This is a genomic window from Gluconobacter roseus (assembly GCF_046058915.1).
In the GTDB taxonomy this organism is placed as follows: domain Bacteria; phylum Pseudomonadota; class Alphaproteobacteria; order Acetobacterales; family Acetobacteraceae; genus Gluconobacter; species Gluconobacter roseus_A.
This window is the reverse complement of the sequence record NZ_CP175538.1, coordinates 1969803-1993738: the sequence shown is the minus strand read 5'-3', so window position 1 is coordinate 1993738 and position 23936 is coordinate 1969803. Positions and strand designations below refer to the sequence as shown.

Genomic DNA, 23936 nt, shown 5'->3' with positions numbered 1-23936 from the left:
CAACAATCAGTCCGCCCGCAGGATATAGCCGGCATTGCGGATCGTATGGATCATGGGCTTGTCGAACGGCTTGTCCACCTTCTGGCGCAGGCGCGAGACATGCACGTCGATCACGTTGGTCTGCGGGTCGAAATGATAATCCCACACGCGCTCGAGCAGCATGGTGCGGGTCACGACCTGCCCGGCATGGCGGATCAGGAACTCCAGCAGACGGAACTCGCGCGGCTGAAGGTCGATCTTCTCGCCGCCGCGTTTGACGGTACGGGACAGCAGATCCATTTCCAGATCGCCAACCACAAGCCGCGTCTGCGGTGCGCTTTCCGGACGGCCACGACGGCCCAGCGCCTCGACACGCGCCAGAAGCTCGGAAAAGGCGAAGGGCTTGGTCATGTAGTCGTCGCCGCCGGCCTTGAGGCCGGCCACGCGCTCGTCCACATCCGCCAGCGCCGAGAGCAGCAGGACCGGCGTTGCGTTCTTCTGCCCGCGCAGGGTTTCCAGAATCCGCAGACCGTCGATGCCGCCAGGCAGCATCCGGTCCAGGATCACGACGTCATAATTCTCGCTGACGGCCAGAAACAGGCCGTCCTTGCCATTATCCGCCTCATCAACGACGTGCCCGGCCTCCCGCAGACCCTTGAGCACGAAAGCACGGACAGTCGGATCGTCTTCGACCAGCAGAATACGCATCGTTGTCTTTCTTCCTTCCGAACGCAGTCTTGCCGTTCCCATGCGGAAGAATACCGGCTTGTCCGGAGCCGTCAAAGGCGGTTGTTACAGAAAAACTCCGCCTAGCGCGGGATGGCGTTGTCAAAATCGTCCTGCTGGGCATCACGCAGGGACGACGCGCTGATCGGTCCCCATGAGAACGGGGACGCTTCCGACGGTCCATCCCGGTAGCCGCTGCGATCATGTGACGGGGGAACGGCGCTGCATCCGGCAAGAGCACCCAGCAGAAAGACACCACACAGTCCCAAGCGGATTTTTCTGCCGGATAGCGGCTCAGTCATCGGCATCGCGGGGACGCGCGCCGATATGGATGGGCAGCGTGAGGGACTGTTTGCCCCGCTGGATCCGAAATGTCAGAACCACGCCCGGACGGGCCGCCGCAATACTCCGCAGCAACATGCGCGCGCTGGTGACGGGCACATTATCAACCTGTGTGACGATATCACCGCGCCGCAGACCGCCCTTCTGGGCCGGACCACCGTTATCGACGCCGGCGATACCGATGGCCGTATCGCTGTCATCGAGCGTAATGCCGAGCCAGCCATGCTCGGCATGGCCGGTCGCCTCGATTTCCGCGACGATGGGCGCCACGATTTCGGACGGGATACCAAACCCGATTCCGACCGAACCGCCTGCGGGCGTTACGATGGCGGCGTTCACGGCCACGACCTGTCCACGCATGTTGAAGGCCGGTCCGCCTGAATTTCCGGGATTGATCGGAGCGTCGAGCTGGATGAAATCATCGAGCGAGCCGATCCCCAGATCGCGCCCGACTGCTGAGACGATGCCCGCCGTGACGGACGATCCAAACCCGAACGGATTGCCCGCGACAAGAATCCAGTCCCCGATATCGGTCTGCTGACTGTCGCCCCAGGTGACATGCGGGAGTGGCTCGGGGCTGTCGACCTTGATGACGGCGATATCTGTCAGCGGATCGGCACCCAGCAGACGCGCCGGCATTTCATGCCCGTTGGACAGCGAGACGACCACCTTGTCCGCCCCGCCCACGACATGGCGGTTGGTCACGATGATGCCGGACGGATCGACGATGAAGCCCGATCCAGCGCCGACCATTTCTTCCTGCTGGCGCTTCATGCGGTCCCGGTAGCGCTTTTCCAGCGGGGTTCCGCGAATCTGGGGCGGGATATGGTCATGCCCGTCCGGGCTGTTCTGCGTGATGGCGATGTTGACGACAGCCGGGATCACCTGCCGCACCAGCGGGGCGAAACTCAGCGGGCCGTATTTGACCAGAAGCGGCGGCAAAGCCGGCGCAGGTGCGGGGACGACGGCAGGCTGTGTGGGGATGCCCTGCGCGTCCGTGTTTTCGCCCGCGACCGTGCGATCGGGGATGATCGTCGGGAGCATTTTCGGCGCTGGGGCCTGCATGACCAGCGGTTTTTGCGGCTGTTCCGCAGGATGCGGGACCGGCTGCGCAGTATTCCCATGGCCGCGCAAAGCCAGCATCAGCCCCACCGTCACGACAGTGGCTGTTCCGGCACCGATCGCAGCAGCCTGCAGGGCGCGGTTCATGGGAAACAGGACAAGAACATCGTCATAGCCATGCTGCTAACACAGAATTGTTCCACATCCTAAGATCATGGCAAAGATCGCGTCGAATCAACGCCTCGGGCGCGGTTTCGGGGGCTCGGCGGTCGCGGGATCCTCGGGCCAGTCGTGTCGGGGATAGCGCCCGCGCATGTCCCGGCGCATGTCGGCCCAGCTTCCTTTCCAGAATCCCGTCAGATCGGCCGTGATCGCCTGCGGACGTCCCGCCGGGGAGAGCAGCGCGCATTGCAGGGCAAGCTGCCCGTCCGCAAGCTGCGGCGTCTGGGCCGTGCCGTAAAAGGCCTGCGCGCGGGCGGAAACCGTGGGGACCGCACCGGTATAGTCGATATCGTGCGTGCTGGCCTTCAGCGTCAGGCGCGGCGGGAGCTTGTGGTCCAGTGCGGCGAGATCGGTATAATCCAGACGGGCGCGGAGAATGGATAACAGATCCAGCGCCTTGACCTGCGACAGGCGGTCACACCCGGCAAGATAGGGCTCCAGCCAGTCGAGCGACGCAGCCAGCCCCTCATCCGAGATGTCCGGCAGATGCGGCGCATAGGTCGCGCGGGCATGGGCCACGCGGGCCTGGAACTGGCGCCCGGCCTCCGTCCAGGTCAGGGCCTGCGCCAGATTCGCGGCGATCTGCTGCATCAGGAGCGTCTGCGCTTCCTCGGGGCTGATCTCGCCATTGCGATCGCGCAGAACCAGCGCGCCCAGACGGAGCCTGCGACGGGCGATGATGCGGCCCGAGGTGCCGTCCAGCGTTGTTTCCACCTGCTCGCGGGTCCGGTCCAGAAGAGTCCGGGGCAGGTTTTCGGCATCCAGCGGGGCAGCGAGCGTAATTTCGGTTGAGGTCCGCGTATGGAACGCCGCCCCGGCCAGCAGCTTTTCGCGGGCCAGCGGATCATTGGCCGAGACGCGGGCACTCCCCCCGCCTGCCAGCCGGAAACGCCCGAGCTCACCCGCCGCCTGCGCGACACGGTCCGGGAAACCGGCGGCCAGTAACGCGCCTGCATGGTCCGGTAGCGGCACAAGCGGCATGTCCCGATCGCCCATGCGGCGCAGGAAGCGTTTGGCGGACTGACGCATATGGAACAGGCTGGCACGGTCTGCGCGGGGATCGTCGCGTTCGAATAAAGCGAGCCGTGTGCGGATATCGGCGCCCGGCGCTGGACCGGAAGGGCGGTTCGGGCGCGGACGGAGCGGGTCACGCTCTTCCAGCAGCGCCGCCAGACAGGCTGCCGTCACGCGCTCCGGCAGTGTGCGGGCCGCGCAGAGCATCGCCGCCAGACGCGGATGCGTTCCGAGGGACGCCATGCGCTTGCCGAGCACGGTAATACGGTTGGCGTCATCCAGCGCGCCAAGTTCCCGCAGCAGTTCGCGCCCGCCCGCCAGAACGCCAGACGGCGGCGTGTCCAGCAGCGGCAGACTATCCGGAGCCGTGCCCATGACCTCTTGCCAGGCGGCGGTGACAAGCGCGAAATCCGTGAGATCGGCCACAAGGATTTCAGGCGCGTCCTGCGGGCGCAGGCTGCGCTGCGTCATTTCCGACCACAGGCGGATGGCGATGCCCGGTGACTGTCGCCCCGCACGGCCTGCGCGCTGGGTCGCGGTGGCGCGGGATATTTTCAGCGTTTCCAGCCGCGACAGGCCGGTATTCGGGTCAAGGCGCGGGGCTCGGCGCAGGCCGCCATCGACGACGATCCGCACGCCAGAAACGGTGACAGAGGTCTCGGCAATGGATGTCGCCAGCACGACGCGGCGCGTATCGGACGGGGCGATGGCGCGGTCCTGATCCTCGGTCGTCTGTTCGCCATGCAGCGGGAAGACCGGGACCGTGCCATCCAGCAGAGCCTGTGTGCGGCGGATTTCGCCGACGCCGGGCAGGAAGGCGAGGATGTCGCCATCTTCTTCCGCCAGAGCCTGACGGATCGCGCGGGCGCAGGCTTCGGGCAGGTCCCGCATATGGGGAATGTCGCGGGTGTGGCGGATGTCGATGGGGTACTGGCGGCCTTCGCTCTCGATCAGCGGGGCGTTCATCAGCGTCGTGAAAGCGCGGCCATCCGGCGTGGCGGACATGGCCAGAATCCGCAGATCCGGCCGCATTTCGCGCTGCATGTCCAGACAGAATGCCAGCGCCGCGTCCAGATCCAGCGAGCGTTCATGCACCTCATCGAACAGCACCGCGCCTACGCCATCCAGCAGCGGATCGGTCAGCAGGCGGCGCAGGAGCAGCCCTTCGGTTACGACCTCGATGCACATTCGGGCGGACATGGCGGAATCGGTGCGCGTGCGGAATCCCACGATGCCGCCCGGCTTTTCACCCAGCGACGACGCCATGCGCGACGCCGCACCACGGACCGCCACACGACGGGGTTCCACGAGAATGAGGCGCTGCATTCCGAGCCAGGGCGCGTCCAGAAGCGCGAGCGGCGTCAGCGTCGTCTTGCCCGCGCCCGGCGGGGCGACGAGGACGGCGTTGGGCTGCGTCTCCAATACTGCCAGAAGCTCCGGCAGGATGGCCGTGACGGGGAGTTCGGGGGAAGGGTAAAAGTCAGGGCGCGGCTCCGGCACAGCAGGTCAGAGCCGCTGTTATACCGTGCGTCTGCGCGAAAGCGATGGCGTGGAAAAGTGCCTGAAACGAAAAATGGTGGCCGAAGCCACCATTTCGTCAGAGCGCCTTGAGGCTTCCTGCGGACTTGCGTCCGTTGCGGCCGTCTTCAATCTCGTAAGAGACCTGCTGGCCTTCATTCAGGTTCTGCAACCCGGCTTTTTCGAGAGCAGAAATGTGAACGAAAACGTCTGTGGTGCCGTCGCTGGGCTGGATGAAACCGAAGCCCTTCGTGGCGTTGAACCACTTTACTGTACCTGTCGCCATTGCAGGTCTCCTTTGATAACGCAGCTTTACGCGCAAACATTCACGTAATCAGTTTTTTCAGAGGGGGAAGGTGCGATCACGCGAATGAGCGATCGGCGATATTCTCCAGCCAGAAAAACAGCTGCCTTCAGAATATGCCTGAACATTTGGCCGGGAAGCAAGCTTAAAATAAAACCTGCTCCGCATATTTCATATGAAAAGTTTTCGTAGAAAAGATTTATTTTCAGCTTCCAGTAATTGCGTCAAATCCCTGAAAAACAAATCTTTAACTTCTTTAAAAACTTCGGCGAAAAAAGAATTTCTTTTCCGCCCCTAGGCTTCACGTTTACCGGAGCGGAAAGCCGAGCTTGTGCAGGACCGTGCGCATGACGTGCCGTCCGCTCAGGCCTTTGAAGCTGTCCACCCGCTTGGCGACCGTTTCCGACCAGGCCCGCGAGGTCAAGCCCTGTTCCTTTTGGTAGTCGTCCGCAATGCGGTCATAGGCCGCGATGCCTTCGGCCTCGTGTTCCGTGCTGTAGCGCTCGCGATGCAGGACGACATCCTGTCCCAGACGCGGCTTGTAGCCGTTCTGGGCAGCGGGATCGGGTTTACCGACACAGAGTCCGACGACCGCGACCGAACGCGGCTGAAGGGACAGGAGGCTGGCGACTTCTTCGGGATGGTTGCGCAGGCCGCCGATATAGACCGTGCCCAGACCGAGGGATTCGAACGCGGTCACGGCGTTCTGGGCGGCGATCCCGGTATCGAGCGTCGCCATGAGGAACGTCTCCTGATAGTCGAGCGCCTCATGCCCCATCCCTGCCCGCTCGGCGATCCGCTCCAGCCGGGCCAGATCAACAATCCAGGCCAGGAACAGCGGCGCGACCTCAATATGCTTCTGGTTGCCGCAGAGTTTCGCCAGTCGGGCGCGCGTTTCCGGATTTTCGACGGCCACGACAGACCAGGCCTGAAGATTGCTGGACGTGGCGCCCGAGGACGCCGCGGCGATACCGGCTTCCAGCGTACCTTCCGGCAGGGTGTCGGGCAGATAGGCCCGGACCGAATGATGCGACATCAGCAGGTCGAGCACCACGTTGTCCGGCAGGGTTTTCGGCGCTGGCGTGCGGTACCGTGTCTGCCACAGCGTGAAAATCCGTTCGGAAGAGGTGCCCGACATCTGATGTTTCCTTATTCGTCGTATGTCATCAGAGCGTTCAGCGGAACGTCCAGTTTCTCACGGCCCTTCAGGTCTGCCAGTTCGATGAGCACGGAAGCGCCCACGACTTCGGCCCCGACCTTGCGCAGAAGATCAATGGACGCCGCAAGCGTGCCACCCGTTGCCAGAAGATCGTCCAGCACCACGACGCGCTGGCCCGGCTTGATGGCGTCAGCCTGGATGTGCAGCTCGTCCTCGCCATATTCGAGGCCGTATTTCAGGGAAACGGTCTTGCCTGGCAGCTTGCCCGGCTTGCGCAGCATCGTGAAGCCGCAGCCCAGACGCAGGGCCAGCGGCGCAGCGGTCAGGAAGCCGCGGCTCTCGATTCCGGCCAGGATGTCCGGCTGCCAGGCAGCGATCACGCGGGCCAGACGGGCGGTGGCGACCTGCCAGGCGTCGGGCGAGCGGATCAGGGTCGAGATGTCGTAGAACAGGATGCCCGGCTTCGGAAAATCCGGGATCTCGCGAATGTAATTCTTGAGATCGAGGGGCTGGGGATCCTGAAACGACATGGCGGCACTGCTTTCATCTGGTCATGGCAAACAGCGCGGCATGTAGGGGACTCTCCCCCCTGACTCAAGTCCGGATTGTGCCCGGAGCCTAACCTTGAGCCTGCTCCTGGGCCTGTTTGATGGCCGCGAGAAGACCTGCTTTGCGGAACGGTTTGGGCAGGACGGCCATGCCCTGCGGGGCCATAGCGCTCTCTTCATAGTCGCCCGACATGAGCACAACGGCCATCTGCGGGCGGCGCTCGCGCAGCAGATGCGCGATTTCCAGACCGTTCTGCGCGCCGGGCAGGTTCAGATCCGTCACCAGCAGATCCGGCGCCTCATCCCCTTCCAGCGCCGCGACACCGTCCAGGACATGGCGCACGCTCCAGCCTTCGCGCACCAGAACCGTCTCGACCACCAAGGCGATGGCGGCATCGTCTTCGACAAGCAAGGCTTTCATGGCAGGGCCCTCATGACGGATGTTGTCTCAGGAATGGGTCGATGGTTCTGCCACGGCAGGCAGTTTGGGGCGCAGCAGGGCAAACCCCATGGCCGCGACGAAAGCGAAGGACAGGAAGAGCGCCATGGGAACGGCGGTTCCTGACGGCACCAGTCCGAACAGGGCACTGGCCACGGCACCGAAAAGATACTGCATCGTTCCTGCCAGAGCCGAGGCCGATCCGGCGCGGTCCGACTGTTCGGAGAGAATACCCACCATGGAATTCGGACCGATGATGCCCGTGGGCGCCATCGTGATGATGAGTGCGATAATAAGCGGCCACAGGAACATCGCCTTGATATGGCCCTGCGGATCGACATCATAGTTCGAAACCAGCGCCAGCAGCAGCAGGATGGCACAGCCCGCCAGACTGACACCCAGCGCAGAGAACAGCATCCGGCCTGTGCTGACCCGTCCCACGAGTTGCCCGTTGATGGCGGAGGCGCCGATCATGCAGATCGCGAACAGACCGAACAGCATGCCGTAATGGAACGGCGACATGCCGAACACGTCCTCGAACAGCATGGGGGCCGCCGTCAGATAGGTGAAGGTCACGAAGCCCAGGAAGCTCCAGACCAGACCATTCGTGATGAAGCTGCGAGTCCGCAGGATATAGATGTAGCGTTCGATGATGGAGACGGGTCGCAGATCCCGCCGATCGTGTGGCGCCAGGGTCTCGGGGAAAATCGTCATCAGCAGAAGCGTACAGATCCCGCCATAAACGGCCGTGGCCCAGAAAATGACGCGCCAGTCCACGAATTTCAGCGCAAAACCGCCCAGCATGGGCGCCAGGATCGGTACGGTACCCTGAATGACGATCAGACGGGACATCATTTTCGAGGACGCATCGCCTTCCGTCAGGTCACGGATGCAGGCATTGGGCACCACGAGTCCGGCCGAGGCCATGATGGCGGAAAAGACGCGACAGATGCACAGGAACGTCATGCTCGGCGCCAGTGCACAGCCGATCTCGCCCAGCGTATAGCCCAGCATCCCGATCAGCAGCGGCCAGCGGCGACCGAACCGGTCGGAAATCGGGCCGATGGTGATCTGTCCGATAGCCAGCCCGATCACCCAGGCCGCCATCGTGGCACTTCCCGAACCTGCAGCCGTATGAAGCTGACGCTCCATCTCGGGCAGCGCCGGCAGATAGACGTCCGTTGAAACCGGCCCGACAGCCGTAAAGATTCCCAGCAGAACCGGCAGCCATGCGGGCAGGGGATCTCCCCGTCTGAATGTCATGTTCTGGTCTGTCATGCGCGTCTGCCTGTTCAATTCAGGTTGCGTGGTGTGGAGCTTTTTTCAGGAAGCCGGAGTGTCTGCGTTGTCCTTCGGGACGGTCTGGCCATGCTGCCGGAGCAGAACGGCACCCAGCACACCGGACACGACGAACAGGATTCCCGCAAGCCCCAACTGGAGGACATGCCCGATCCGCGTCCCGGAGCCGACCAGAACGAAGATCAGCGTCTGCGGCAGTCCTCCGAGAAACGTTGCGATCGAAAATGGCAGCAACGGCAGCTCGAACAGCCCCGCCGCCGTCGAAACCAGCAGGGCGGACCCCACCGGCATCAGCCGCAACGTCAGGACTGCCCGAAAAGGCCTTGCATGGAGCGTGCGGGCAAGAGCGGTATAATCCGCTTCCAGCCTGTCATGCAGCCGGGCCCGGAACCCGGCCGGAGCCAGCGCCCGCGCCCACCCATAGGCCAGAACCGCCCCCAGCATATAGGCCAGCGAACACAGGACAAGCCCGCCCCATAATCCGAAGGCCAGCCCGGCCGCCACACAGAGCGCTTGGCGCGGCAGTCCGCACGCGCTGTACGGCACAGCCAGCAGCAGGAACCACAGCGGCGCACCCGGCGTCTCGTGCCAGTGCGGCGCGTTTTCCAGCAGATGATGAATGAACGACAGGCGCTGAAGGGCTGCCACCAGCACCAGCATCGCGCCAATCGTCAAAGCGGCGCGCCAGGGTACGAGCTGTCGCAGCGTGCGACGCAGTTCCGGATCGGGAGGAAGAGAGATCGGGCTACCCATCCCTGCCCGATACCAGCCTCAGGCCGTCGCGGCTATGGGCGGGCACATAAACACGACTTCATGCTGGCACCCCTGCCGCAGGGACAGAGCCTCGGGAAAAAATCATCCAGCTGTATTTTTCTCTTGAAGATATATCTTAAGATACTATATCGTTCGATATATCGAATAGGAGAACACAATGTTCAAACACAAGACTGACCGTTTTAACACAGATCGTCCGGATGCCGGACAGCGCCCCCATCGCGGCCATCGCCGTGGTCTTTCCCGCATGGGCCGTTCCGTCGCAGAAGGCGAAGAGCGCAGCGAAGGCCGTGGCGAAAAGCGTGGTGGCCGTCATCGCGGCATGGACCGCGGCGAAGGCGAGTTCGGCCGTCGGCACGGCGGCCGTGGTGGCCCAGGAGGCAGAATGGGGGGTGGACGCTCCGGTGGCCGGTTCGGCAAGGGCTTTGGCGGCGATCTGGGGAGCGAAGGCTTCACACGCGGCCGCAAGCTGACAGCCGATGAGCTTCAGCTCGTCATCCTCGCCCTGCTCGCAGAGGCACCCGCCCATGGCTATGAGCTGATCCGGCGGCTCGAAGAGCGATCCGGTGGCTTCTACAAGCCCAGCCCTGGCGTGATCTACCCGTCCCTCACCTATCTGGAAGAAACCGGTCTTGCCGCCGTTACCCAGGAAGGCAACCGCAAGCTCTACAGCCTGACGGACGAAGGAAAGGCGCATCACGAGGCCAATAAAGAGGAGGCAGCCCGCATCCTCGACATCATGAGCCGGATCGGCGCCCGTATGGCTGATGTCCGCGACGCCTTCACCGGCATCAACGACCTCGACCCGACACTGGGACAGGAGTTCCATGACGCGCGCTTTGCGCTGAAGGCCGCCCTGAAGTCCCGCCGTGGCGCAGATGCGGAAGAACTGCGGCGGATCGTGGCGATCCTGCACCGTGCCGCAACGGAAATCGCAGGCCCGGCTGCTGACGAGGCGCCTTCGGAAAATGCTCAGGCCGAATAAGGCCTGAGACACCGGAGCACCTCTCCCAACGGCCGGCACAATGCCGTAAAGGATGGTCCATGATCGTTCAGGACCATCCCCATTTCTGCAACATGCCCGAGGATATGCGGTATTACCGGCCGGAGCATTTCGGAGAAGGATTCATCGAGAAATCGATGGTCTTTCTTCTACCCGAACGGCTGAAGAAGTTCCGACGCAATCTGTGGCATGTGCGGCGCAATCCCGGAGATGATGCGGTCTACATGCCGCTGTTCCGGGTCAACTGCATCCTGCCGTCAGAACCCGCACCCGCCGGGCTTCAGGGCCCGTTCGACGTCTATCCTTTCTATACCCGCACTACAAAAACCCGCAGCCGCGAACTGGACTACTACGTCCTGCTCATCTTCCGCGACCGCATGTCCTGGATGCGCTGCAAGGCCCTGCTGGAGAAATCCTAGCGATCTTCTAGAATTTTCGGGATCCAGAGTTGGCCTTCGCGATCTAGCGACTGATTTCTGACCTGATTTTTTTTGCAAGAAAACAAGCACTTTATATCAAGGCGTCAAGTTTATACTCTAACTTTACTTACGCACGAGCTACCATTATACTTGAGAATATTGATTTCACCTCAAGGCGCAGTAGGCAATTGCAGGCATATTGCAGAAGAGACCTAGTATAGAGACGTCCGTAAGGATTTTTCAAAACCGTTGGCTGGAACTGATGACGTTCATGCCAATGAAGATATTCCTGCCGTTCTGGGCTCTGAGGTCATGATATTAGGCACTCCAGTCATCACCAGCGTCGGACACGCCACAGAAGAAATTGCTCAACAGGCCGCACTTCTGGTCTCAGAGGTGGTCCCCATTTTTCGGACAGGACGATAAGCTATCATCTGGCCTGAACGAGGACGGGTTTTATGGGCAAGGTTACGCGCAAGAGGTATGCGGCGGAGTTCAAGTCACGGGTTGCCCTGGAGGCGATCCGTGGGGAACTGACGCTGGCGGAATTGGCTTCGAAACATGGGGTGCATCAGACGATGATCGCCCAATGGAAGCGCCAGGCGATCGAAGGCATGGCAAGCCTTTTTTCTGGTAAGTCAGTAACGGAACCTTCAGTCAGCCCTGCTGATGTAGAGAAACTGCACGCCAAGATCGGCCAGTTGCTGGTGGAACGGGATTTTTTGCGGGATGCCTCTGCTCGGTTGGGCGTGATCAGAGGCGGCAGATGATTGACCCGAAGCGAGCGCGCCTGCCGATAATCCGGCAATGCACGCTGCTGCAACTCAACCGGTCGGGCGTCTACTATCGGCCTGTGCCACAGAGCGAAGCCAATCTGGAGTTGATGCGGCTGATCGACGCCCAGTTCCTGGAAACGCCGTATTATGGCTCACGGCAGATGACATGGCATCTGCGCCGCCAGGGACATGAAGTGGGCCGCAAGCGGGTCCGGCGGATCATGGCGATCATGGGCCTGCGGGCGGTCTACCAGAAGCCGCGCACGAGTGTGCCTCATCCGGAGCATCGGAAATATCCGTATCTGCTACGGGATCTGGTCATCAATCGGCCTGACCAGGTCTGGTGTTCCGATATCACATATATTCCCATGAAACGGGGATTTCTCTATCTCGTGACGATCATGGACTGGTTCACGCGCAAGGTCCTGTCCTGGCGTCTGTCGAACACGATGGACGTGGAGTTCTGTATCGAGGCGCTACAGGATGCCCTCATGCGCTATGGCGCCCCGGACATTTTCAATACTGACCAGGGGTCGCAATTTACGACACCCCGTTTCAGCGGGATACTGGAAGAGCGTCAGATCCGCATCAGTATGGACGGGCGTGGGCGATGGCTGGATAACGTGTTCATCGAGCGCCTGTGGCGGTCGCTGAAATACGAATGCGTCTACCTGTACGCGTTCGAGACCGGATCAGAGCTGAGGGCCGGGCTTGGCAGATGGATCGCCCATTATAACGAAAGGCGTCCGCATACGGCGCTGGCTGGACGAACGCCCGATGAGGCGTATCATAACGTGCCGACGCCCTCTGGTCCGGGGTTAACCCCGGACCAGAGGGCCAACAGCAACGCCGTCAGAAGGGCGGCATAACAACAACCGGGTATAGCTTATCAAGCCCGCAAAACTGTCCGAACGGACGGGACCACCTCAATCCATGAGTCGTCTTTCTTGACGCCGTGATCTGACGCTATTTCAGGTACAGATAAAACGGGATGATCCCGAACAGCGCCCAGGCAATCATGAAAATGAACGGGGCCTGATGGGCGAACAGCGCCCCCCGCTGGGCGCGGCGCATCATGTCGCGGGTCTCGTTCTCATTCGGGGCCAGTGTGAAATCGGTCAGGTCCGGACTGCTCTGATGCAGAACCCGCTGCTTGTCTTCCCATTTCCTGATTGCGGCATAAGCCGCCCGGATACCCGGCAGCGCCATGACAGCGAGCACGAATCCCAGCAGTGAGAACAGGGGCGGCAGCAGAAGCACCATGCTGTCGCCCCATCGTTTTGTGGAACCGGTCATGGCGGTCGCATAAGCGATAACCAGAAAGGCCTGCGACTCCAGAAGGGCCTGCAGGCGGCCATTCACGACTTCGGTCTCGAACCGGATTTCCGAGCGATAAAAAGCAAGCAGCTCATTATCGGTCGGATGACCCCGGGTAATGATTTCGCTGGTATTGGGAGACGGCGACGCGGTTTCGACCATCAGGACCTTCTGCAAATCTGGAGAAAGGCTAGCGCTGCAGATATCCTTCAGGTTCCGCAATAAAAGCCAAAAATCCGCTCAGATCAGGCCTTTTGCCCGGATCAGCGCGAAGGCGGCCAGCGAGACCATGCATTTCAGTTCGCCATTGCGGATCATGGTCTCGAACGCGTCCAGCGTCATGTCGTGGCAGGTGATGTCCTCTTCCGTTGCCTCAAGCGCCGTTTCACCGCGCGTGAGATTGCGGGCCAGAAAGACATGTCCTTTCTGGTTCGAATAACCCGCGCCCTGATACATGCTGCCGATATGGATCATCTCACCGGCGCGCAGCCCGGTTTCCTCCCGTAGTTCGCCCAGCGCGAGCTCGACCGGATCGACGTTCTCTTTCGTCTCCCACATCCCCATCGGCAGTTCCCACAGCCGCTCGCCCACCGGATAGCGGAACTGCTGGATCAGCGTGACTTTCCCATCCGCATGCAAAGGCAGGATCACGACGAACTCGCCGCGCTCGACAATACCATAAAGGCCCTGCTTGCCATTGGGATGAACGATGATGTCCTCGCGCATGGCGGTCCAGGGATTGCTATAGGCCAGCCGGGTCGAAAGCGTCTGGAAACCGGCGTCTTTGCGGGCGTCTTCGAGACTTTTCCCGGGGCTTTTATCGGAGCTCATGGACGGATCCTGATCTTGTTTCGTTCTTCCGAATTGGCGAAACTTGCATCATGGAGCAACGCCGGATCGTGCATATCGACATGGACGCATTTTATGCGTCTGTCGAACAGCGGGACGACCCCTCCCTGCGCGGCCGCCCGCTCGCGGTGGGACGGGGCGAGGCACGGGGCGTTGTGGCCGCCGCAAGCTACGAGGCCCGGCGCTTTGGTGTCCGCTCGGCCATGCCGTCGGTCACGGCCAAGCGTCTCTGCCCGGAACTTATGTTCGTGCCGGCGCGGTTTGACGTCTATCGCAGCGTCTCGGCGCAGATCCATGACATCTTCTCGCGTTACACACCGCTGATCCAGCCGCTATCGCTGGACGAAGTCTATCTGGACCTGACAAACCATCTCGGCGCCTATGGGTCCGCCACGCTGGTCGCAGACCGGATCCGGGCGGATATCCACGCCGAGACCGGACTGACCGCCTCGGCCGGTGTGTCCTACAATCGCTTCCTGGCCAAGCTGGCCTCGGATTACCGCAAACCGGACGGACTGTTCGTCATCACGCCGGCAATGGGGCCGGATTTCGTGTCCAGCCTGCCCGTCGATGCATTTCACGGCATCGGCCCGGCTACCGCCCGAAAAATGCGGGCGCTGGGCATTGAAACGGGCGCAGATCTGCGGGAGCGCGACATTGAGACGCTGACCCGGCATTTCGGCAAGGCAGCAGCGTTCTATCATGGGATCTCGCGCGGGATTGATCATCGGCCTGTCGTGGTGAACCGGGAGCGCAAATCCCTTGGAACCGAACAGACCTATCTTCAGGATCTAAAATCCGAAGCTGACGCGCATAAGGCCCTGGCACAGATCGCGGCCAAGCTCTGGGCGGGTGCCGAGCGGCGGCAGCTTCAGGCGCGGACCGTGACCCTGAAGGTCAAATACGCCGATTTCCGCCAGATTACGCGGGCCCGGACCCTGTCTGCCCCCGTCCCGTCCGAAGAAGTTCTGCTGGAGACGGGTCAGAGCCTCATGGGACCGCTATTTCCGTTCGTCCCCGGAGTACGCCTGCTTGGACTGACATTGTCGGGCTTTCATGCCGCCGAAACCGTGTCCTGTGACCAGATGGAACTGCTCTTCTAAGATGAGTCCGGAAATACCGGGCATAAATCATGGCATTCTTTCAGCCTTCTGATGCGTTGGGGATCAGCCTGTCCCGAAACGGGCTGTTTCTTCACAGCACGGACCACTGCTGTTCATGGCCGCATGCCTGCACCGACTGACGCTTTCCGCCCTGTTGATAGCACCCCTCCTTTTGTGTGGAGGCTGCGCGTCCAGAGCGCCCATGTCGCCCGGTTTTGAAAAAACCCTCTCACACAACCAGCAGGGGCACCCGTTTTCCAAGGCCCGCAATCCGGTATCCTTTCTGGGCGAACCCGACCTGTCTTCGGCAAAACCCGCCAATCTCGCCGGGACGCTGCATTACTGTCTGCAGAACACCACCCTGACCGGCAGCGAAACCGCCCGTCCGTTGAGCCCCGATCAGAGCGACAGCGCCTATAATGCCGGAAGACAGGGAATTCTGCAGGCTCTCAGCCTCCGGACGGGACAGCCCGAGCAGTATGCCCTGCCCTCCATGCCCGCCCCCCTGCGCCAGACTGTCTGCACATCCATTTCAACCCTGCTGCGGCAGCCGGTCTGAAGGCTTTATTCAGGACAATTCCACGCGGGATCGTGAAGTAAAGAAGAACGCGCCCCCGTGACGATATCCTTCATCTGGCTTATGCCATGAAGGATCGTTCAATATTCAAACTCTCGGGAGAACAGATTCCATGACCGCGCAAGACACGCCGGCGGGCTCACCGACGAAACGCGTTCTTGCTGTCGTCCTGTTCAATCTTCTCGTCTATATCGTGATCGGCCTGCCCAATGCCGTCCTGACGATTTTCGTCCATCAGGGACTGGGCTACAGCACAACCGTCGCAGGCATTACGTTCTCCCTGCAGTATTTTGCGACCTTCGCGGCCCGCCCCTCCGCAGGGCGGCTGGTGGACCGGATCGGCCCCAAACCGGTGGTCATTGGCGGCCTTGTGACCTGCGTGCTGTCGGGTCTGCTCATTGCCGGGTCAGGCCTTCTGGCGGCAACGCCACTGCTGTCACTGGGCGTCCTGCTGCTCAGCCGCCTTCTGCTGGGCTGGGCGGAAAGCTGGGCCGCGACCGGGGTAATTGTCTGGAACATCCGGCGCGCCGGTGCGGAAAACACGGCCATCGCCATTTCCTGGAACGGCATCTGCTCCTATGGCGGGATTGCGCTTGGCGCGCCGATCGGGGCCAAGCTGTCCATGCTGCCCGCACCTTATGGCGGGCTGGTTTCGGTCGGGATTCTCTCCGTGGCCCTGCCACTGTTCGGCCTGGCGCTGATCGGGTTCTATCCGGGCGTCAAACCCATCCCTTCGACCAGCCAGCCCATTCCTTTCTCCCGCGCACTCAGACTGGTCCTGCCGCATGGTTCGGCACTGGCCGCAGGGTCAATCGGCTTTGGTGCGATCTCCTCGTTCCTTGCGCTGTATTATTCGGTCCTGCACTGGCAGGGTGCCGCCACGGCCCTGGCGGTCTTCGGCTTCACCTTCGTCGTCATCCGGTTTTTCTTCGCGTCCCAGATCGCAAAGCGGGGCGGCGTGTTCGTGGCGATCGTCTCGCTGCTGGTGGAAGCCCTCGGACTCGCCACGCTATGCGTGTTCCAGACCCCCTCCGCGGCCCTTCTGGGCGCTGCGCTGACGGGGGCCGGCTTCTCGCTGCTCTTCCCGGCACTCGGCGTTCTGGCCGTCAACAGTGCAGGTCCGGAGAACCGCGGGGCCGCTCTCGGCGCCTATTCCATCTTCATTGACCTTGCCATTGCGTGCTCGGGGCTGTTTCTTGGCCAGGTCATCGAGTTCGCGGGCTACAGGACGATGTTCGCCACCACCGCCATCTGCTGTCTGGTTGGTGTGCTGATCAGCCGTTCCCTGGGTCGTCGGACCGCGTGACAGATCTTCGCTTCAACTTATACGGACCCGACATGACCATTCGTTCCTGCGCCGTCTTCTGTGGCTCCCGCTTCGGCAACTCCTCCGTCTATGCCGAAGGTGCAAAAGAGATCGGAACGGCCCTGGCGCGACACGGAATCACACTGGTCTATGGCGGCGGCCATGTCGGGCTGATGGGAACAGTAGCGGATGCGGCCCTTCAGGCGGGCGGCAAGGTTATTGGCATCATTCCCGAATTCCTCCACGCCCGCGAAGTCATGCACAAGGGCGTCACGCAGCTTGAAGTCACGCCGGACATGCACACCCGCAAAGCCCGGATGTTCGAACTGTCCGACGCCTATGCAATCATTCCCGGCGGCCTCGGCACGTTTGACGAACTCATGGAAATCATGACCTGGAAGCAGCTTGGCCTGCATCAGGAGCCGATCTACATCGTCAATATCGGCGGCTGGGCCACGTCACTGGTCAGCACGCTGAATGATGCGGTCGATCAGGGCTTTGCGGACCCGTCAGCCCGCAAGCTGTTCACGGTCGTCGAGGATGTGCCGGAACTGATGCAGCATCTCTCCGTCAACGGTCCGGCCTGACGCGCAAAAGAGCGGGGTCAGCAGTCCCCGCTCAACCTTCCAGCGTGGCCACCAATAGGCTGACCACCTCTTCAAGCCGCGCGCGATCCGACTCGGAAAACCGGTCCTTCACCGGGCTGTCGATGTCCAGCACGCCCACGAGCGCGCCTCCAGCCACGACCGGCAGCACGATCTCCGATGCCGAGGCGGCGTCGCAGGCAATATGTCCCGGAAACGCATGCACGTCCGGGACCACCAGCGTCTCCCGGTTCTGCGCGACCGTACCGCAGACGCCGCGTCCGAGCGGAATCCGCGTGCAGGCCAGACGGCCCTGGAACGGTCCGAGCACGAGCTGCCCGTCCGCCCCTTTCCACAGATAGAACCCGGCCCAGTTGATCGGCGGCAGAGCCTCGAACAGCAGGGCTGCGATATTGGCCATGTTGGCGATCATGTCCGTCTCGGTCTGAAGAACGGACCGGACCATCGGAACAAGCTCGTCCACGCTCAGACGATGGATGGGAGCACTCATGCAAAAACAGTCCTGCAAAAACGGGAATGGAGCCGTCGATCATACGGCAGTTCGGACAAAACGGAAAAGGCCGCCATATTTTATGGAAACTGTCTGTTTTTCGTAATGCTCGCGGTTCCGGGAGGATTATTAGAAATAATTCACAAAATACAAAAACGGTTTCCTCGAAATTGGAGGCTTCTAAAAGAAGTCGGTCCTTTCGTCTGAAAGATCCATTCCATGATCCTGACTTCCCAGACTTTGTCCGACCTCCCTGAAGCCATCCTGACATCGCCCTATGACCGGGACGGAGTAACGGCTGGCATTGTGCATCTCAGCGTCGGCAATTTCCATCGCGCCCATCAGGCCGTCTATACGGACCGGGCCCTTGCGTTGCCGGGTCAGTCCGGCTGGGGCATTGTCGGGATGGGCCTGATGGACCATCCGGCGGAAGTGGCAAAGGCCGAGGCCCTGCACGCACAGGACGGGCTCTACACGCTACGCGAATGTCCGCCGAACCGCCCCGATACGGTGCGGGTGGTGAAGTCGCTGGTCGAATACATGCATGCCCCGGCCGATCGTGAAGCCGCGCTGAAGCGCCTGACGGATCCGGCCATCCGCATCGTCAGCATGACGGTGACCGAGGGCGGCTACTACATGGATGAAACGGGCCGCTTCATGACCGAACATCCCGCCATTGCCGAAGACCTGCACCGCCCGGTCCCGCACACGGCGTTCGGCATGATGACCGAAGCGCTGCGTCAGCGCCGGGAAGCCGGGATCGCGCCTTTCACCATCCTGTCCTGCGACAATGTCCCGTCAAACGGCGATGTCGCGCGCAATGCCGTGCTGTCCTTCGCACGTCTGCGGGACGCAGAGCTGGCCACATGGATCGAGGCCAACGTCGCCTTCCCGTCCTGCATGGTTGACCGCATCACCCCGGCCGTCCATCCGGCCGATGTTGCACGTCTGGATGCGCAGAGCGGCGTCGAGGATCGTGTGCCCGTGTTCTGCGAGGACTTCATCCAGTGGGTCGTGGAAGACAGCTTTCCAGCCGGACGTCCGGCCTGGGATCAGGCCGGTGTGCTGTTCACGAACGATGTCGAGCCTTACGAACAGGTCAAGCTGCGGATGCTGAACGCCTCGCATTCCACGCTCGCCCTTCCGGGTGTGCTGATGGGATACCGGCTGGTCGATGAAGCCATGGGCGATGAACATCTGGCCGCCCTGCTGGAGCAGTTCCTGCGTCATGACGTCGAGCCGCAGCTCACCGCCCCGCCGGGTATCAGCCTGCCGGATTATGCCACGCAGCTTCTGGAGCGGTTCCGCAACCATGCCGTCAGCGACCAGCTTCTGCGCATCACATCCGACAGCACGTCCAAGCTGCCGGTCTTCCTACGCGCCACGGCCGAGGACGTTCTGAAAAAGGCCCAGGACCCGCGCCGGATCGCCTTCGTGCTTGCCTGCTACTGTGCCTATCTGACCGGCCGCGATGACGTGGAAGCCACATTCGCCGTCACGGAACCGCGCCTCAGCGCCGAAGATCGTGCTCTGGCGCTGGACGCCAATCCCGCAAAGGCGCTGGACATGAGCGTGTTTGCCGGATGGGGCCTTGTAAACTCCGCCGAGTTCCTCACGCGCTTCATCCAGACCCGCGAAGACCTGAAAACGCGCGGCACGGCAGCCGTCCTGAAGGATCTGGTCACAAACGTATAAAAGTTTTTGGTGAAGCTTTTTCCAAAAAGCTTCAGGGCTCTCCGCCTTTTTGAAAAAAGGCGGAACCAAAAAACTTTTATACATTAAGCAGGGCAGCCCGATCGCCGGGCGCCCTGTTCTGCCTGTCAGTCTGAAACGCGGGCGATGTCGGCACCGCAGGCGGCGAGTTTGCGATCCACGCCTTCATAGCCGCGATCCAGATGATAGATGCGGCTGAGCTGCGTCTCACCTTCTGCCGCCAGCCCGGCGAGGATCAGCGAGAACGAGGCGCGCAGGTCGGTCGCCATGACGGGAGCGCCCGACAGCTTCGGCACACCGCGGATGATGGCGGAGCGGCCATGTACGTTCACGCGGGCGCCCATGCGGTTGAGCTCCGGGACGTGCATGAAGCGGTTCTCGAAGATCGTCTCGGTGATCATGGATGCACCCTCGGCCACCGACAGCATCGCCATGAACTGCGCCTGCATGTCGGTCGGGAAGCCGGGATACGGCTCGGTCATGATGTCCACACCCTGAAGCGTGCCGCTGCGACGGACACGCAGGCCGCGTTCTTCTTCCAGAACCTCAACGCCCGTTTCTTCAAGCGTACGGATCACGGAGCCCAGATCATCGGCCCGTCCGCCCACGAGCAGCAGATCGCCACCCGTGATACCGGCCGCGCAGGCATAGGTGCCGCATTCGATACGGTCCGGCATGACGGCATAATGCGCGCCGTGCAGCTTCTCCACACCGTCAATGACCAGCGTGCCCGAGCCTTCGCCCGTGATCTGTGCACCCATGGCGTTGAGGCAATAGACCAGATCGCTGATTTCCGGCTCACGCGCGGCGTTGACGATATGGGTGCGCCCCTTGGCCAGCGTTGCGGCCATCAGCAGATTTTCGGTCGCGCCCACACTGGCAAACGGCAGGATGATCCGGTCACCCTTCAGTCCGTCCGGCGCAGTCGCATTGATATAGCCGTTTTCCAGACGGATCACGGCGCCTAGCGTCTCAAGCCCCTTGAGGTGCATGTCCACAGGGCGCGTTCCGATAGCGCAGCCACCCGGCAGGGAGACCTTCGCCTCTCGCGCACGGGCCAGAAGCGGGCCGAGCACCAGAATGGACGCGCGCATCTTGGAGACGATGTCATACGGTGCCTCGACGGAGCCGATCTCGCCACCAATGGATAACGTGCGCGGCCCGGCGTCCTCAACCGTGATGCCCAGCCCCACCAGCAGGTCGCGCATCGTCTTGATGTCAGCGATGGCCGGCACGTTGGACAGTACCAGCCGCTCGGAGGTCAGAAGCCCTGCCACCATGAGTTTGAGGCCGGAGTTCTTGGCCCCCCGATCTCGATTTCGCCTGTCAGGCGGCGGCCACCGCGAATGATGAAACGGTCCATGGTGCGATCCTTGAGAAACAGGCCTTGAGAGCTGGGCTTTAGAGGCGGGGCGTGGTGACGCCGGACTGGCGCATGTATTTTCCAGCACGGTCGGCGTAGCTGACCTCACAGGGGCTGGCACCCTGGAAAAACAGGAACTGGCAGATGCCCTCGTTCGCATAGATTCGCGCGGGCAGCGGCGTGGTGTTGCTGATCTCGATCGTGACCTGGCCTTCCCATTCCGGCTCCAGCGGCGTGACGTTCACGATGATGCCGCAGCGCGCATAGGTGGACTTGCCGAGGCACACCACCAGCGTGTCACGCGGGATTCGGAAATATTCGACCGTATGCGCCAGCGCAAAGCTGTTGGGCGGGATGGTGATGTCGCCGGTGCGGGTTACGAAGCTGTTGGAGGCAAAGTTCTTCGGATCAACGACGGCGCTGTCCACGTCCGTAAAGATCTTGAATTCTTCCGCCACGCGCGCGTCATAGCCATAGGACGACAGGCCGTAGGAAATGACGCCTTCGCGCTTCTGGGTCTCCACGAACGGCTCGATCATGCCTTTTTCCCGGGCCATCTGGCGGATCCATGTGTCGGGCATGATGGGCATGAAGGCACTCCTGAACGAGGGCGGTACAAATCGCCCTGTGCGTCTAACCCACCTGCTCTAGCGAGCGATGCGCGATCACGCAATGTGTCGGGTCAGTCATTTTTCGTGAGGGTTTGTGGTTCACGTCCCAGCAGGGCTTCCAGCCATTGCGGACGCAGTTCGCTGGTCAGCACGCCTCCCACGATCAGCGCGGCACCGAGAAGGGTCGCAGGGGGCAGATGATCACCCGCCAGCCACCCGACAAGCCCGCCCCAGACCGGCTCACCGGCATAGATCACAGCCGCCTTGGTGGGGGAGACGGATTTCTGCGCCCAGTTCATCACGACCTGCACCAGAGCACTCAGTCCGCCCAGCGCAAGCGCGCAACTGAACCAGACCCATGAAAAGGCGGGAACAGCCTCTCCCGAAACCGGCATCATGAGCCCGGCAAACAGGCTTCCGGCAAAGAGCTGCATGACCGTGACGCGCAGGCTGTCCACGCCCCGCGCATAGAGACTGATGAGCACGATCTCGGCTGCGATCGCGATGGCGGCACACAGCGTCAGCAGATCCCCGCGCCCGAAGGACAGCGACAGTGCCGCCGGCCCCGCCAGGCAGACCAGTCCGGCAAATGCCAGCGCGATTCCGAGCCAGCTCATCAGATGCGGCGCCTTGCGCAGGAAGGCCCACTGGAAGATCGGCACGAGCGGAACGTAAAGCGCGGTGATGAAGGCGGAGCGGCTGCTGGTGATGTCCCGCAGGCCGGCGCTCTGCAACACATAACCGGTCGCCAGAGCCATGCCGATCAGCGCGCCCGCCCGGATTTCACGCCGGTTGAAATCCAGCAGTTTCCGCCCGGCCAGCAGCCCGACGAATACCGCCGCCATCATGAAGCGGACGAAGACGAAAAAGCGTGGCCCGCAATGCTGCATGGCGATGTGCAGCACGAGAAATGTCCCGCCCCACAGCACCGTCACGCCCGTCAGCGCCAGCTCCTGCGGCGAAGGAAGCGGAAAATGCCGTTTCACAGACACTCAGCGATCATCGGTGGATGATGGGCCGGTTTCATCCTGCGGACGGGCACGCTGCTGCTGTTTGCGACGCATCAGATTGGCCCGGAGCGCCTTGGCCTCACGGCTTTCCCGCTCTTCCTTCGCGGCCGCAGCGCGGTCACGGATGATCTGTTCTGTCGGTTTTGCGTCCTTACTGGTCATGGCTGTATTCCTCAAATGTCTCCCGCAGACGGGTGCCCAGAAGTTCGTCATACACACCCAGCGTGCGGGCCTGCATCAGCGTAGTCGTATAATTGGCGATGGCATGGGCACGGGCCTTTTCCGCCAGCCAGTCCAGCGCGTCTTCATCCGTTTCCAGAACGCTTTTCAAAGCATCGGCCAGGGCTTCCGGATCATCAGGGGGCACGACCAGACCCGTCTCGCCCGGCAGGATCGTCTCCATCATGGCCCCCTGTGCCGTGCCGATCACGGGGCGACCCATCATCTGCGCTTCCACCAGCGTGCGTCCGAACGGCTCGGGCCGGAGCGAGGGCGCCACGACAACGCTCGCCAGTTCGCAGGCCGCCGGCATGTCCGTGCAGGTTCCGGCAAAGCGGACATGCTCCTCAAGGCCCAACTCCCGCACGCGCTGTTGCAATTTGCGGGAGAACTTCCGGTCATTCTCCGGTCCAGCCAGAACGCAGATCCAGCCTGTCCCCATCCGTGAGCGCAGCAGTCCAAGCGCCTCGATCAGAACGCCCTGCCCTTTCCATGCTGTCAGTCGCGCCGGCATGAGGATGATCTTTGCCTCAACAGGCACGCGCCAGGCTTCGGCCAGTTTCTGCACGCGTTCGCCGGAGACCGTACCGGGTGTGAACTCCCGCAGATCGGCCCCACGCGGAATGACGCGCAGACGGCTTTCCGGCACGGCGTATTCACTGCGCAGGCGACGGGCGATGAACTCCGAAATCGCAATGACCCGGGTGCCGCGCGCCAGCACGGAATTATAAAGCTTCTTCGCCCGCCATTTGGCCTCATGCACGCCATGCCATGTCGTCACGAGCGGGATGTTTTCGCGGCGGCAGGCGATCCACGCGGCCCAGGCCGGAATCCGCGAGCGGGCATGGACCAGATCTACGCCCTCGCTGCGGATGATGGCCTGCAGGTCCTTCGCCCGGCGCAACACGGCGACAGGGGATTTCTTCTTCAGATCAAGCTCGATATGCCGCGCGCCGGCATGACGGAGCTGCACCAGCAGCCGGCCGGGACGTGAGGCGACCAGCGCCGTGCCACCCCCTTGCGTGATCGCTGCGGCAATTTCGACAGCCCCGCGCTCCAGCCCGCCGGTGCCCAGCGCCGGAAGAACCTGAAGAATGACGGGAGAGCGGTCAGTCATGACAGTCGGAGGTGGCCTGTTCCGGGAAGAACTCTGTGAACGAAAACAGCCTGTAGCCGGGTCTGAAGACGC

25 protein-coding genes and 1 pseudogene are annotated in these 23936 nt (G+C 62.1%); 8 read left to right on the top strand and 18 right to left on the bottom strand.

Annotated elements, in window-relative coordinates:
• Positions 1 to 6 precede the first annotated feature (6 nt).
• From ACJ2A4_RS09285 to ACJ2A4_RS09240, 10 genes are all read right to left on the bottom strand, one after another.
• Entirely contained in the window at positions 7 to 687 is a 681-nt protein-coding gene (locus ACJ2A4_RS09285) for a response regulator transcription factor (RefSeq protein ID WP_011252400.1), read from the bottom strand.
• Between the two features lie 101 nt (positions 688 to 788).
• Positions 789 to 974, bottom strand: a complete 186-nt coding sequence (locus tag ACJ2A4_RS09280; RefSeq protein ID WP_194260167.1) for a hypothetical protein — start codon at positions 972 to 974, stop codon at positions 789 to 791.
• Positions 975 to 999: 25 nt separating this feature from the next.
• On the bottom strand, positions 1000 to 2256 hold the full coding sequence (locus ACJ2A4_RS09275) for a S1C family serine protease (RefSeq protein WP_062511091.1): 1257 nt from the start codon (positions 2254 to 2256) through the stop codon (positions 1000 to 1002).
• An 87-nt stretch (positions 2257 to 2343) separates the two neighbouring features.
• Complete coding sequence (hrpB, locus tag ACJ2A4_RS09270; RefSeq protein ID WP_408872611.1) at positions 2344 to 4845, bottom strand: ATP-dependent helicase HrpB; 2502 nt, start codon at positions 4843 to 4845, stop codon at positions 2344 to 2346.
• Between the two features lie 97 nt (positions 4846 to 4942).
• Positions 4943 to 5149 carry a cold-shock protein gene (locus ACJ2A4_RS09265; protein WP_041111398.1) on the bottom strand — a complete coding sequence of 69 codons (207 nt, stop codon included), beginning with the start codon at positions 5147 to 5149 and terminating at the stop codon, positions 4943 to 4945.
• Between the two features lie 325 nt (positions 5150 to 5474).
• A complete protein-coding gene (locus tag ACJ2A4_RS09260) occupies positions 5475 to 6305 on the bottom strand; it encodes an NADPH-dependent oxidoreductase (protein WP_408872610.1) in 831 nt (276 codons plus the stop codon).
• A gap of 11 nt (positions 6306 to 6316) precedes the next feature.
• Positions 6317 to 6856, bottom strand: coding sequence for an adenine phosphoribosyltransferase (locus ACJ2A4_RS09255; protein ID WP_408872609.1), 540 nt, complete (start codon positions 6854 to 6856; stop codon positions 6317 to 6319).
• Between the two features lie 88 nt (positions 6857 to 6944).
• A complete protein-coding gene (locus ACJ2A4_RS09250; RefSeq protein ID WP_408872608.1) occupies positions 6945 to 7295 on the bottom strand; it encodes a response regulator in 351 nt (116 codons plus the stop codon).
• 27 nt (positions 7296 to 7322) lie between these two features.
• Positions 7323 to 8591, bottom strand: a complete 1269-nt coding sequence (locus ACJ2A4_RS09245; RefSeq protein WP_408872607.1) for a multidrug effflux MFS transporter — start codon at positions 8589 to 8591, stop codon at positions 7323 to 7325.
• A gap of 45 nt (positions 8592 to 8636) precedes the next feature.
• Positions 8637 to 9365: a TVP38/TMEM64 family protein gene (locus tag ACJ2A4_RS09240; protein ID WP_408872606.1), complete on the bottom strand. Its 729-nt coding sequence runs from the start codon at positions 9363 to 9365 to the stop codon at positions 8637 to 8639.
• Between the two features lie 178 nt (positions 9366 to 9543).
• Here ACJ2A4_RS09240 and ACJ2A4_RS09235 point away from each other — a divergent pair, with 178 nt between their 5' ends.
• The 3 genes from ACJ2A4_RS09235 to ACJ2A4_RS09225 all read left to right on the top strand — a co-directional run bounded on the left by ACJ2A4_RS09235 (position 9544) and on the right by ACJ2A4_RS09225 (position 12453).
• Positions 9544 to 10371: a PadR family transcriptional regulator gene (locus ACJ2A4_RS09235; protein ID WP_408872605.1), complete on the top strand. Its 828-nt coding sequence runs from the start codon at positions 9544 to 9546 to the stop codon at positions 10369 to 10371.
• Between the two features lie 59 nt (positions 10372 to 10430).
• The gene (locus tag ACJ2A4_RS09230) at positions 10431 to 10808 is read left to right on the top strand and encodes a hypothetical protein (RefSeq protein WP_408872604.1); all 378 of its coding nucleotides are present in this window, start codon (positions 10431 to 10433) and stop codon (positions 10806 to 10808) included.
• A gap of 458 nt (positions 10809 to 11266) precedes the next feature.
• A protein-coding gene (locus tag ACJ2A4_RS09225; protein ID WP_408872603.1) for an IS3 family transposase occupies positions 11267 to 12453 on the top strand; the annotation gives its coding sequence in 2 pieces (ribosomal slippage) (positions 11267 to 11537 and positions 11537 to 12453; 1188 coding nt in all).
• A gap of 97 nt (positions 12454 to 12550) precedes the next feature.
• On the opposite strand, the gene ACJ2A4_RS09220 is transcribed toward ACJ2A4_RS09225, so the two are convergent.
• Positions 12551 to 13063: a hypothetical protein gene (locus ACJ2A4_RS09220; RefSeq protein WP_408872602.1), complete on the bottom strand. Its 513-nt coding sequence runs from the start codon at positions 13061 to 13063 to the stop codon at positions 12551 to 12553.
• 78 nt (positions 13064 to 13141) lie between these two features.
• Positions 13142 to 13732, bottom strand: a complete 591-nt coding sequence (locus ACJ2A4_RS09215) for an NUDIX domain-containing protein (protein WP_408872601.1) — start codon at positions 13730 to 13732, stop codon at positions 13142 to 13144.
• Positions 13733 to 13782: 50 nt separating this feature from the next.
• On the opposite strand from ACJ2A4_RS09215, the gene dinB reads away from it, so the two are divergent.
• The 4 genes from dinB (at position 13783) to ACJ2A4_RS09195 (ending at position 17323) form a co-directional block, all read left to right on the top strand.
• On the top strand, positions 13783 to 14853 hold the full coding sequence (gene dinB / locus ACJ2A4_RS09210) for a DNA polymerase IV (RefSeq protein WP_408872600.1): 1071 nt from the start codon (positions 13783 to 13785) through the stop codon (positions 14851 to 14853).
• A 202-nt stretch (positions 14854 to 15055) separates the two neighbouring features.
• Entirely contained in the window at positions 15056 to 15412 is a 357-nt protein-coding gene (locus tag ACJ2A4_RS09205) for a hypothetical protein (RefSeq protein ID WP_408872599.1), read from the top strand.
• A 130-nt stretch (positions 15413 to 15542) separates the two neighbouring features.
• A complete protein-coding gene (locus ACJ2A4_RS09200) occupies positions 15543 to 16736 on the top strand; it encodes an MFS transporter (protein WP_408872598.1) in 1194 nt (397 codons plus the stop codon).
• A gap of 32 nt (positions 16737 to 16768) precedes the next feature.
• Positions 16769 to 17323 carry a TIGR00730 family Rossman fold protein gene (locus ACJ2A4_RS09195; RefSeq protein WP_408872597.1) on the top strand — a complete coding sequence of 185 codons (555 nt, stop codon included), beginning with the start codon at positions 16769 to 16771 and terminating at the stop codon, positions 17321 to 17323.
• A 31-nt stretch (positions 17324 to 17354) separates the two neighbouring features.
• On the opposite strand, the gene ACJ2A4_RS09190 is transcribed toward ACJ2A4_RS09195, so the two are convergent.
• A complete protein-coding gene (locus ACJ2A4_RS09190; protein WP_408872596.1) occupies positions 17355 to 17831 on the bottom strand; it encodes a GAF domain-containing protein in 477 nt (158 codons plus the stop codon).
• A gap of 219 nt (positions 17832 to 18050) precedes the next feature.
• On the opposite strand from ACJ2A4_RS09190, the gene ACJ2A4_RS09185 reads away from it, so the two are divergent.
• Positions 18051 to 19526: a mannitol dehydrogenase family protein gene (locus ACJ2A4_RS09185; protein ID WP_408872595.1), complete on the top strand. Its 1476-nt coding sequence runs from the start codon at positions 18051 to 18053 to the stop codon at positions 19524 to 19526.
• Positions 19527 to 19651: 125 nt separating this feature from the next.
• Here the strand turns inward: ACJ2A4_RS09185 and murA are convergent.
• The 5 genes and pseudogenes from murA to ACJ2A4_RS09160 form a co-directional block, all read right to left on the bottom strand.
• Positions 19652 to 20907, bottom strand: a pseudogene (gene murA / locus ACJ2A4_RS09180) (UDP-N-acetylglucosamine 1-carboxyvinyltransferase).
• Positions 20908 to 20945: 38 nt separating this feature from the next.
• Complete coding sequence (gene dcd, locus ACJ2A4_RS09175; RefSeq protein ID WP_408872594.1) at positions 20946 to 21497, bottom strand: dCTP deaminase; 552 nt, start codon at positions 21495 to 21497, stop codon at positions 20946 to 20948.
• 92 nt (positions 21498 to 21589) lie between these two features.
• Complete coding sequence (locus ACJ2A4_RS09170; protein WP_408872593.1) at positions 21590 to 22504, bottom strand: DMT family transporter; 915 nt, start codon at positions 22502 to 22504, stop codon at positions 21590 to 21592.
• Between the two features lie 6 nt (positions 22505 to 22510).
• Complete coding sequence (locus ACJ2A4_RS09165; protein ID WP_194259727.1) at positions 22511 to 22690, bottom strand: hypothetical protein; 180 nt, start codon at positions 22688 to 22690, stop codon at positions 22511 to 22513.
• A complete protein-coding gene (locus ACJ2A4_RS09160; RefSeq protein WP_408872592.1) occupies positions 22680 to 23864 on the bottom strand; it encodes a glycosyltransferase family 4 protein in 1185 nt (394 codons plus the stop codon). Before ACJ2A4_RS09160 ends, ACJ2A4_RS09165 begins: the two co-directional genes overlap by 11 nt.
• Between the last annotated feature and the right edge of the window lie 72 nt (positions 23865 to 23936).

Bases quoted from the DNA above. Each gene is read 5' to 3' on its own strand.
- ACJ2A4_RS09285 (WP_011252400.1), bottom strand. From the start codon at position 687: ATGCGTATTCTGCTGGTCGAAGACGATCCGACTGTCCGTGCTTTCGTG.
- ACJ2A4_RS09275 (WP_062511091.1), bottom strand. From the start codon at position 2,256: ATGAACCGCGCCCTGCAGGCTGCTGCGATCGGTGCCGGAACAGCCACT.
- ACJ2A4_RS09265 (WP_041111398.1), bottom strand. From the start codon at position 5,149: ATGGCGACAGGTACAGTAAAGTGGTTCAACGCCACGAAGGGCTTCGGT.
- ACJ2A4_RS09260 (WP_408872610.1), bottom strand. From the start codon at position 6,305: ATGTCGGGCACCTCTTCCGAACGGATTTTCACGCTGTGGCAGACACGG.
- ACJ2A4_RS09255 (WP_408872609.1), bottom strand. From the start codon at position 6,856: ATGTCGTTTCAGGATCCCCAGCCCCTCGATCTCAAGAATTACATTCGC.
- ACJ2A4_RS09250 (WP_408872608.1), bottom strand. From the start codon at position 7,295: ATGAAAGCCTTGCTTGTCGAAGACGATGCCGCCATCGCCTTGGTGGTC.
- ACJ2A4_RS09245 (WP_408872607.1), bottom strand. From the start codon at position 8,591: ATGACAGACCAGAACATGACATTCAGACGGGGAGATCCCCTGCCCGCA.
- ACJ2A4_RS09240 (WP_408872606.1), bottom strand. From the start codon at position 9,365: ATGGGTAGCCCGATCTCTCTTCCTCCCGATCCGGAACTGCGTCGCACG.
- ACJ2A4_RS09235 (WP_408872605.1), top strand. From the start codon at position 9,544: ATGTTCAAACACAAGACTGACCGTTTTAACACAGATCGTCCGGATGCC.
- ACJ2A4_RS09230 (WP_408872604.1), top strand. From the start codon at position 10,431: ATGATCGTTCAGGACCATCCCCATTTCTGCAACATGCCCGAGGATATG.
- ACJ2A4_RS09220 (WP_408872602.1), bottom strand. From the start codon at position 13,063: ATGGTCGAAACCGCGTCGCCGTCTCCCAATACCAGCGAAATCATTACC.
- ACJ2A4_RS09215 (WP_408872601.1), bottom strand. From the start codon at position 13,732: ATGAGCTCCGATAAAAGCCCCGGGAAAAGTCTCGAAGACGCCCGCAAA.
- dinB (WP_408872600.1), top strand. From the start codon at position 13,783: ATGGAGCAACGCCGGATCGTGCATATCGACATGGACGCATTTTATGCG.
- ACJ2A4_RS09205 (WP_408872599.1), top strand. From the start codon at position 15,056: ATGTCGCCCGGTTTTGAAAAAACCCTCTCACACAACCAGCAGGGGCAC.
- ACJ2A4_RS09200 (WP_408872598.1), top strand. From the start codon at position 15,543: ATGACCGCGCAAGACACGCCGGCGGGCTCACCGACGAAACGCGTTCTT.
- ACJ2A4_RS09195 (WP_408872597.1), top strand. From the start codon at position 16,769: ATGACCATTCGTTCCTGCGCCGTCTTCTGTGGCTCCCGCTTCGGCAAC.
- ACJ2A4_RS09190 (WP_408872596.1), bottom strand. From the start codon at position 17,831: ATGAGTGCTCCCATCCATCGTCTGAGCGTGGACGAGCTTGTTCCGATG.
- ACJ2A4_RS09185 (WP_408872595.1), top strand. From the start codon at position 18,051: ATGATCCTGACTTCCCAGACTTTGTCCGACCTCCCTGAAGCCATCCTG.
- dcd (WP_408872594.1), bottom strand. From the start codon at position 21,497: ATGCCCATCATGCCCGACACATGGATCCGCCAGATGGCCCGGGAAAAA.
- ACJ2A4_RS09165 (WP_194259727.1), bottom strand. From the start codon at position 22,690: ATGACCAGTAAGGACGCAAAACCGACAGAACAGATCATCCGTGACCGC.
- ACJ2A4_RS09160 (WP_408872592.1), bottom strand. From the start codon at position 23,864: ATGACTGACCGCTCTCCCGTCATTCTTCAGGTTCTTCCGGCGCTGGGC.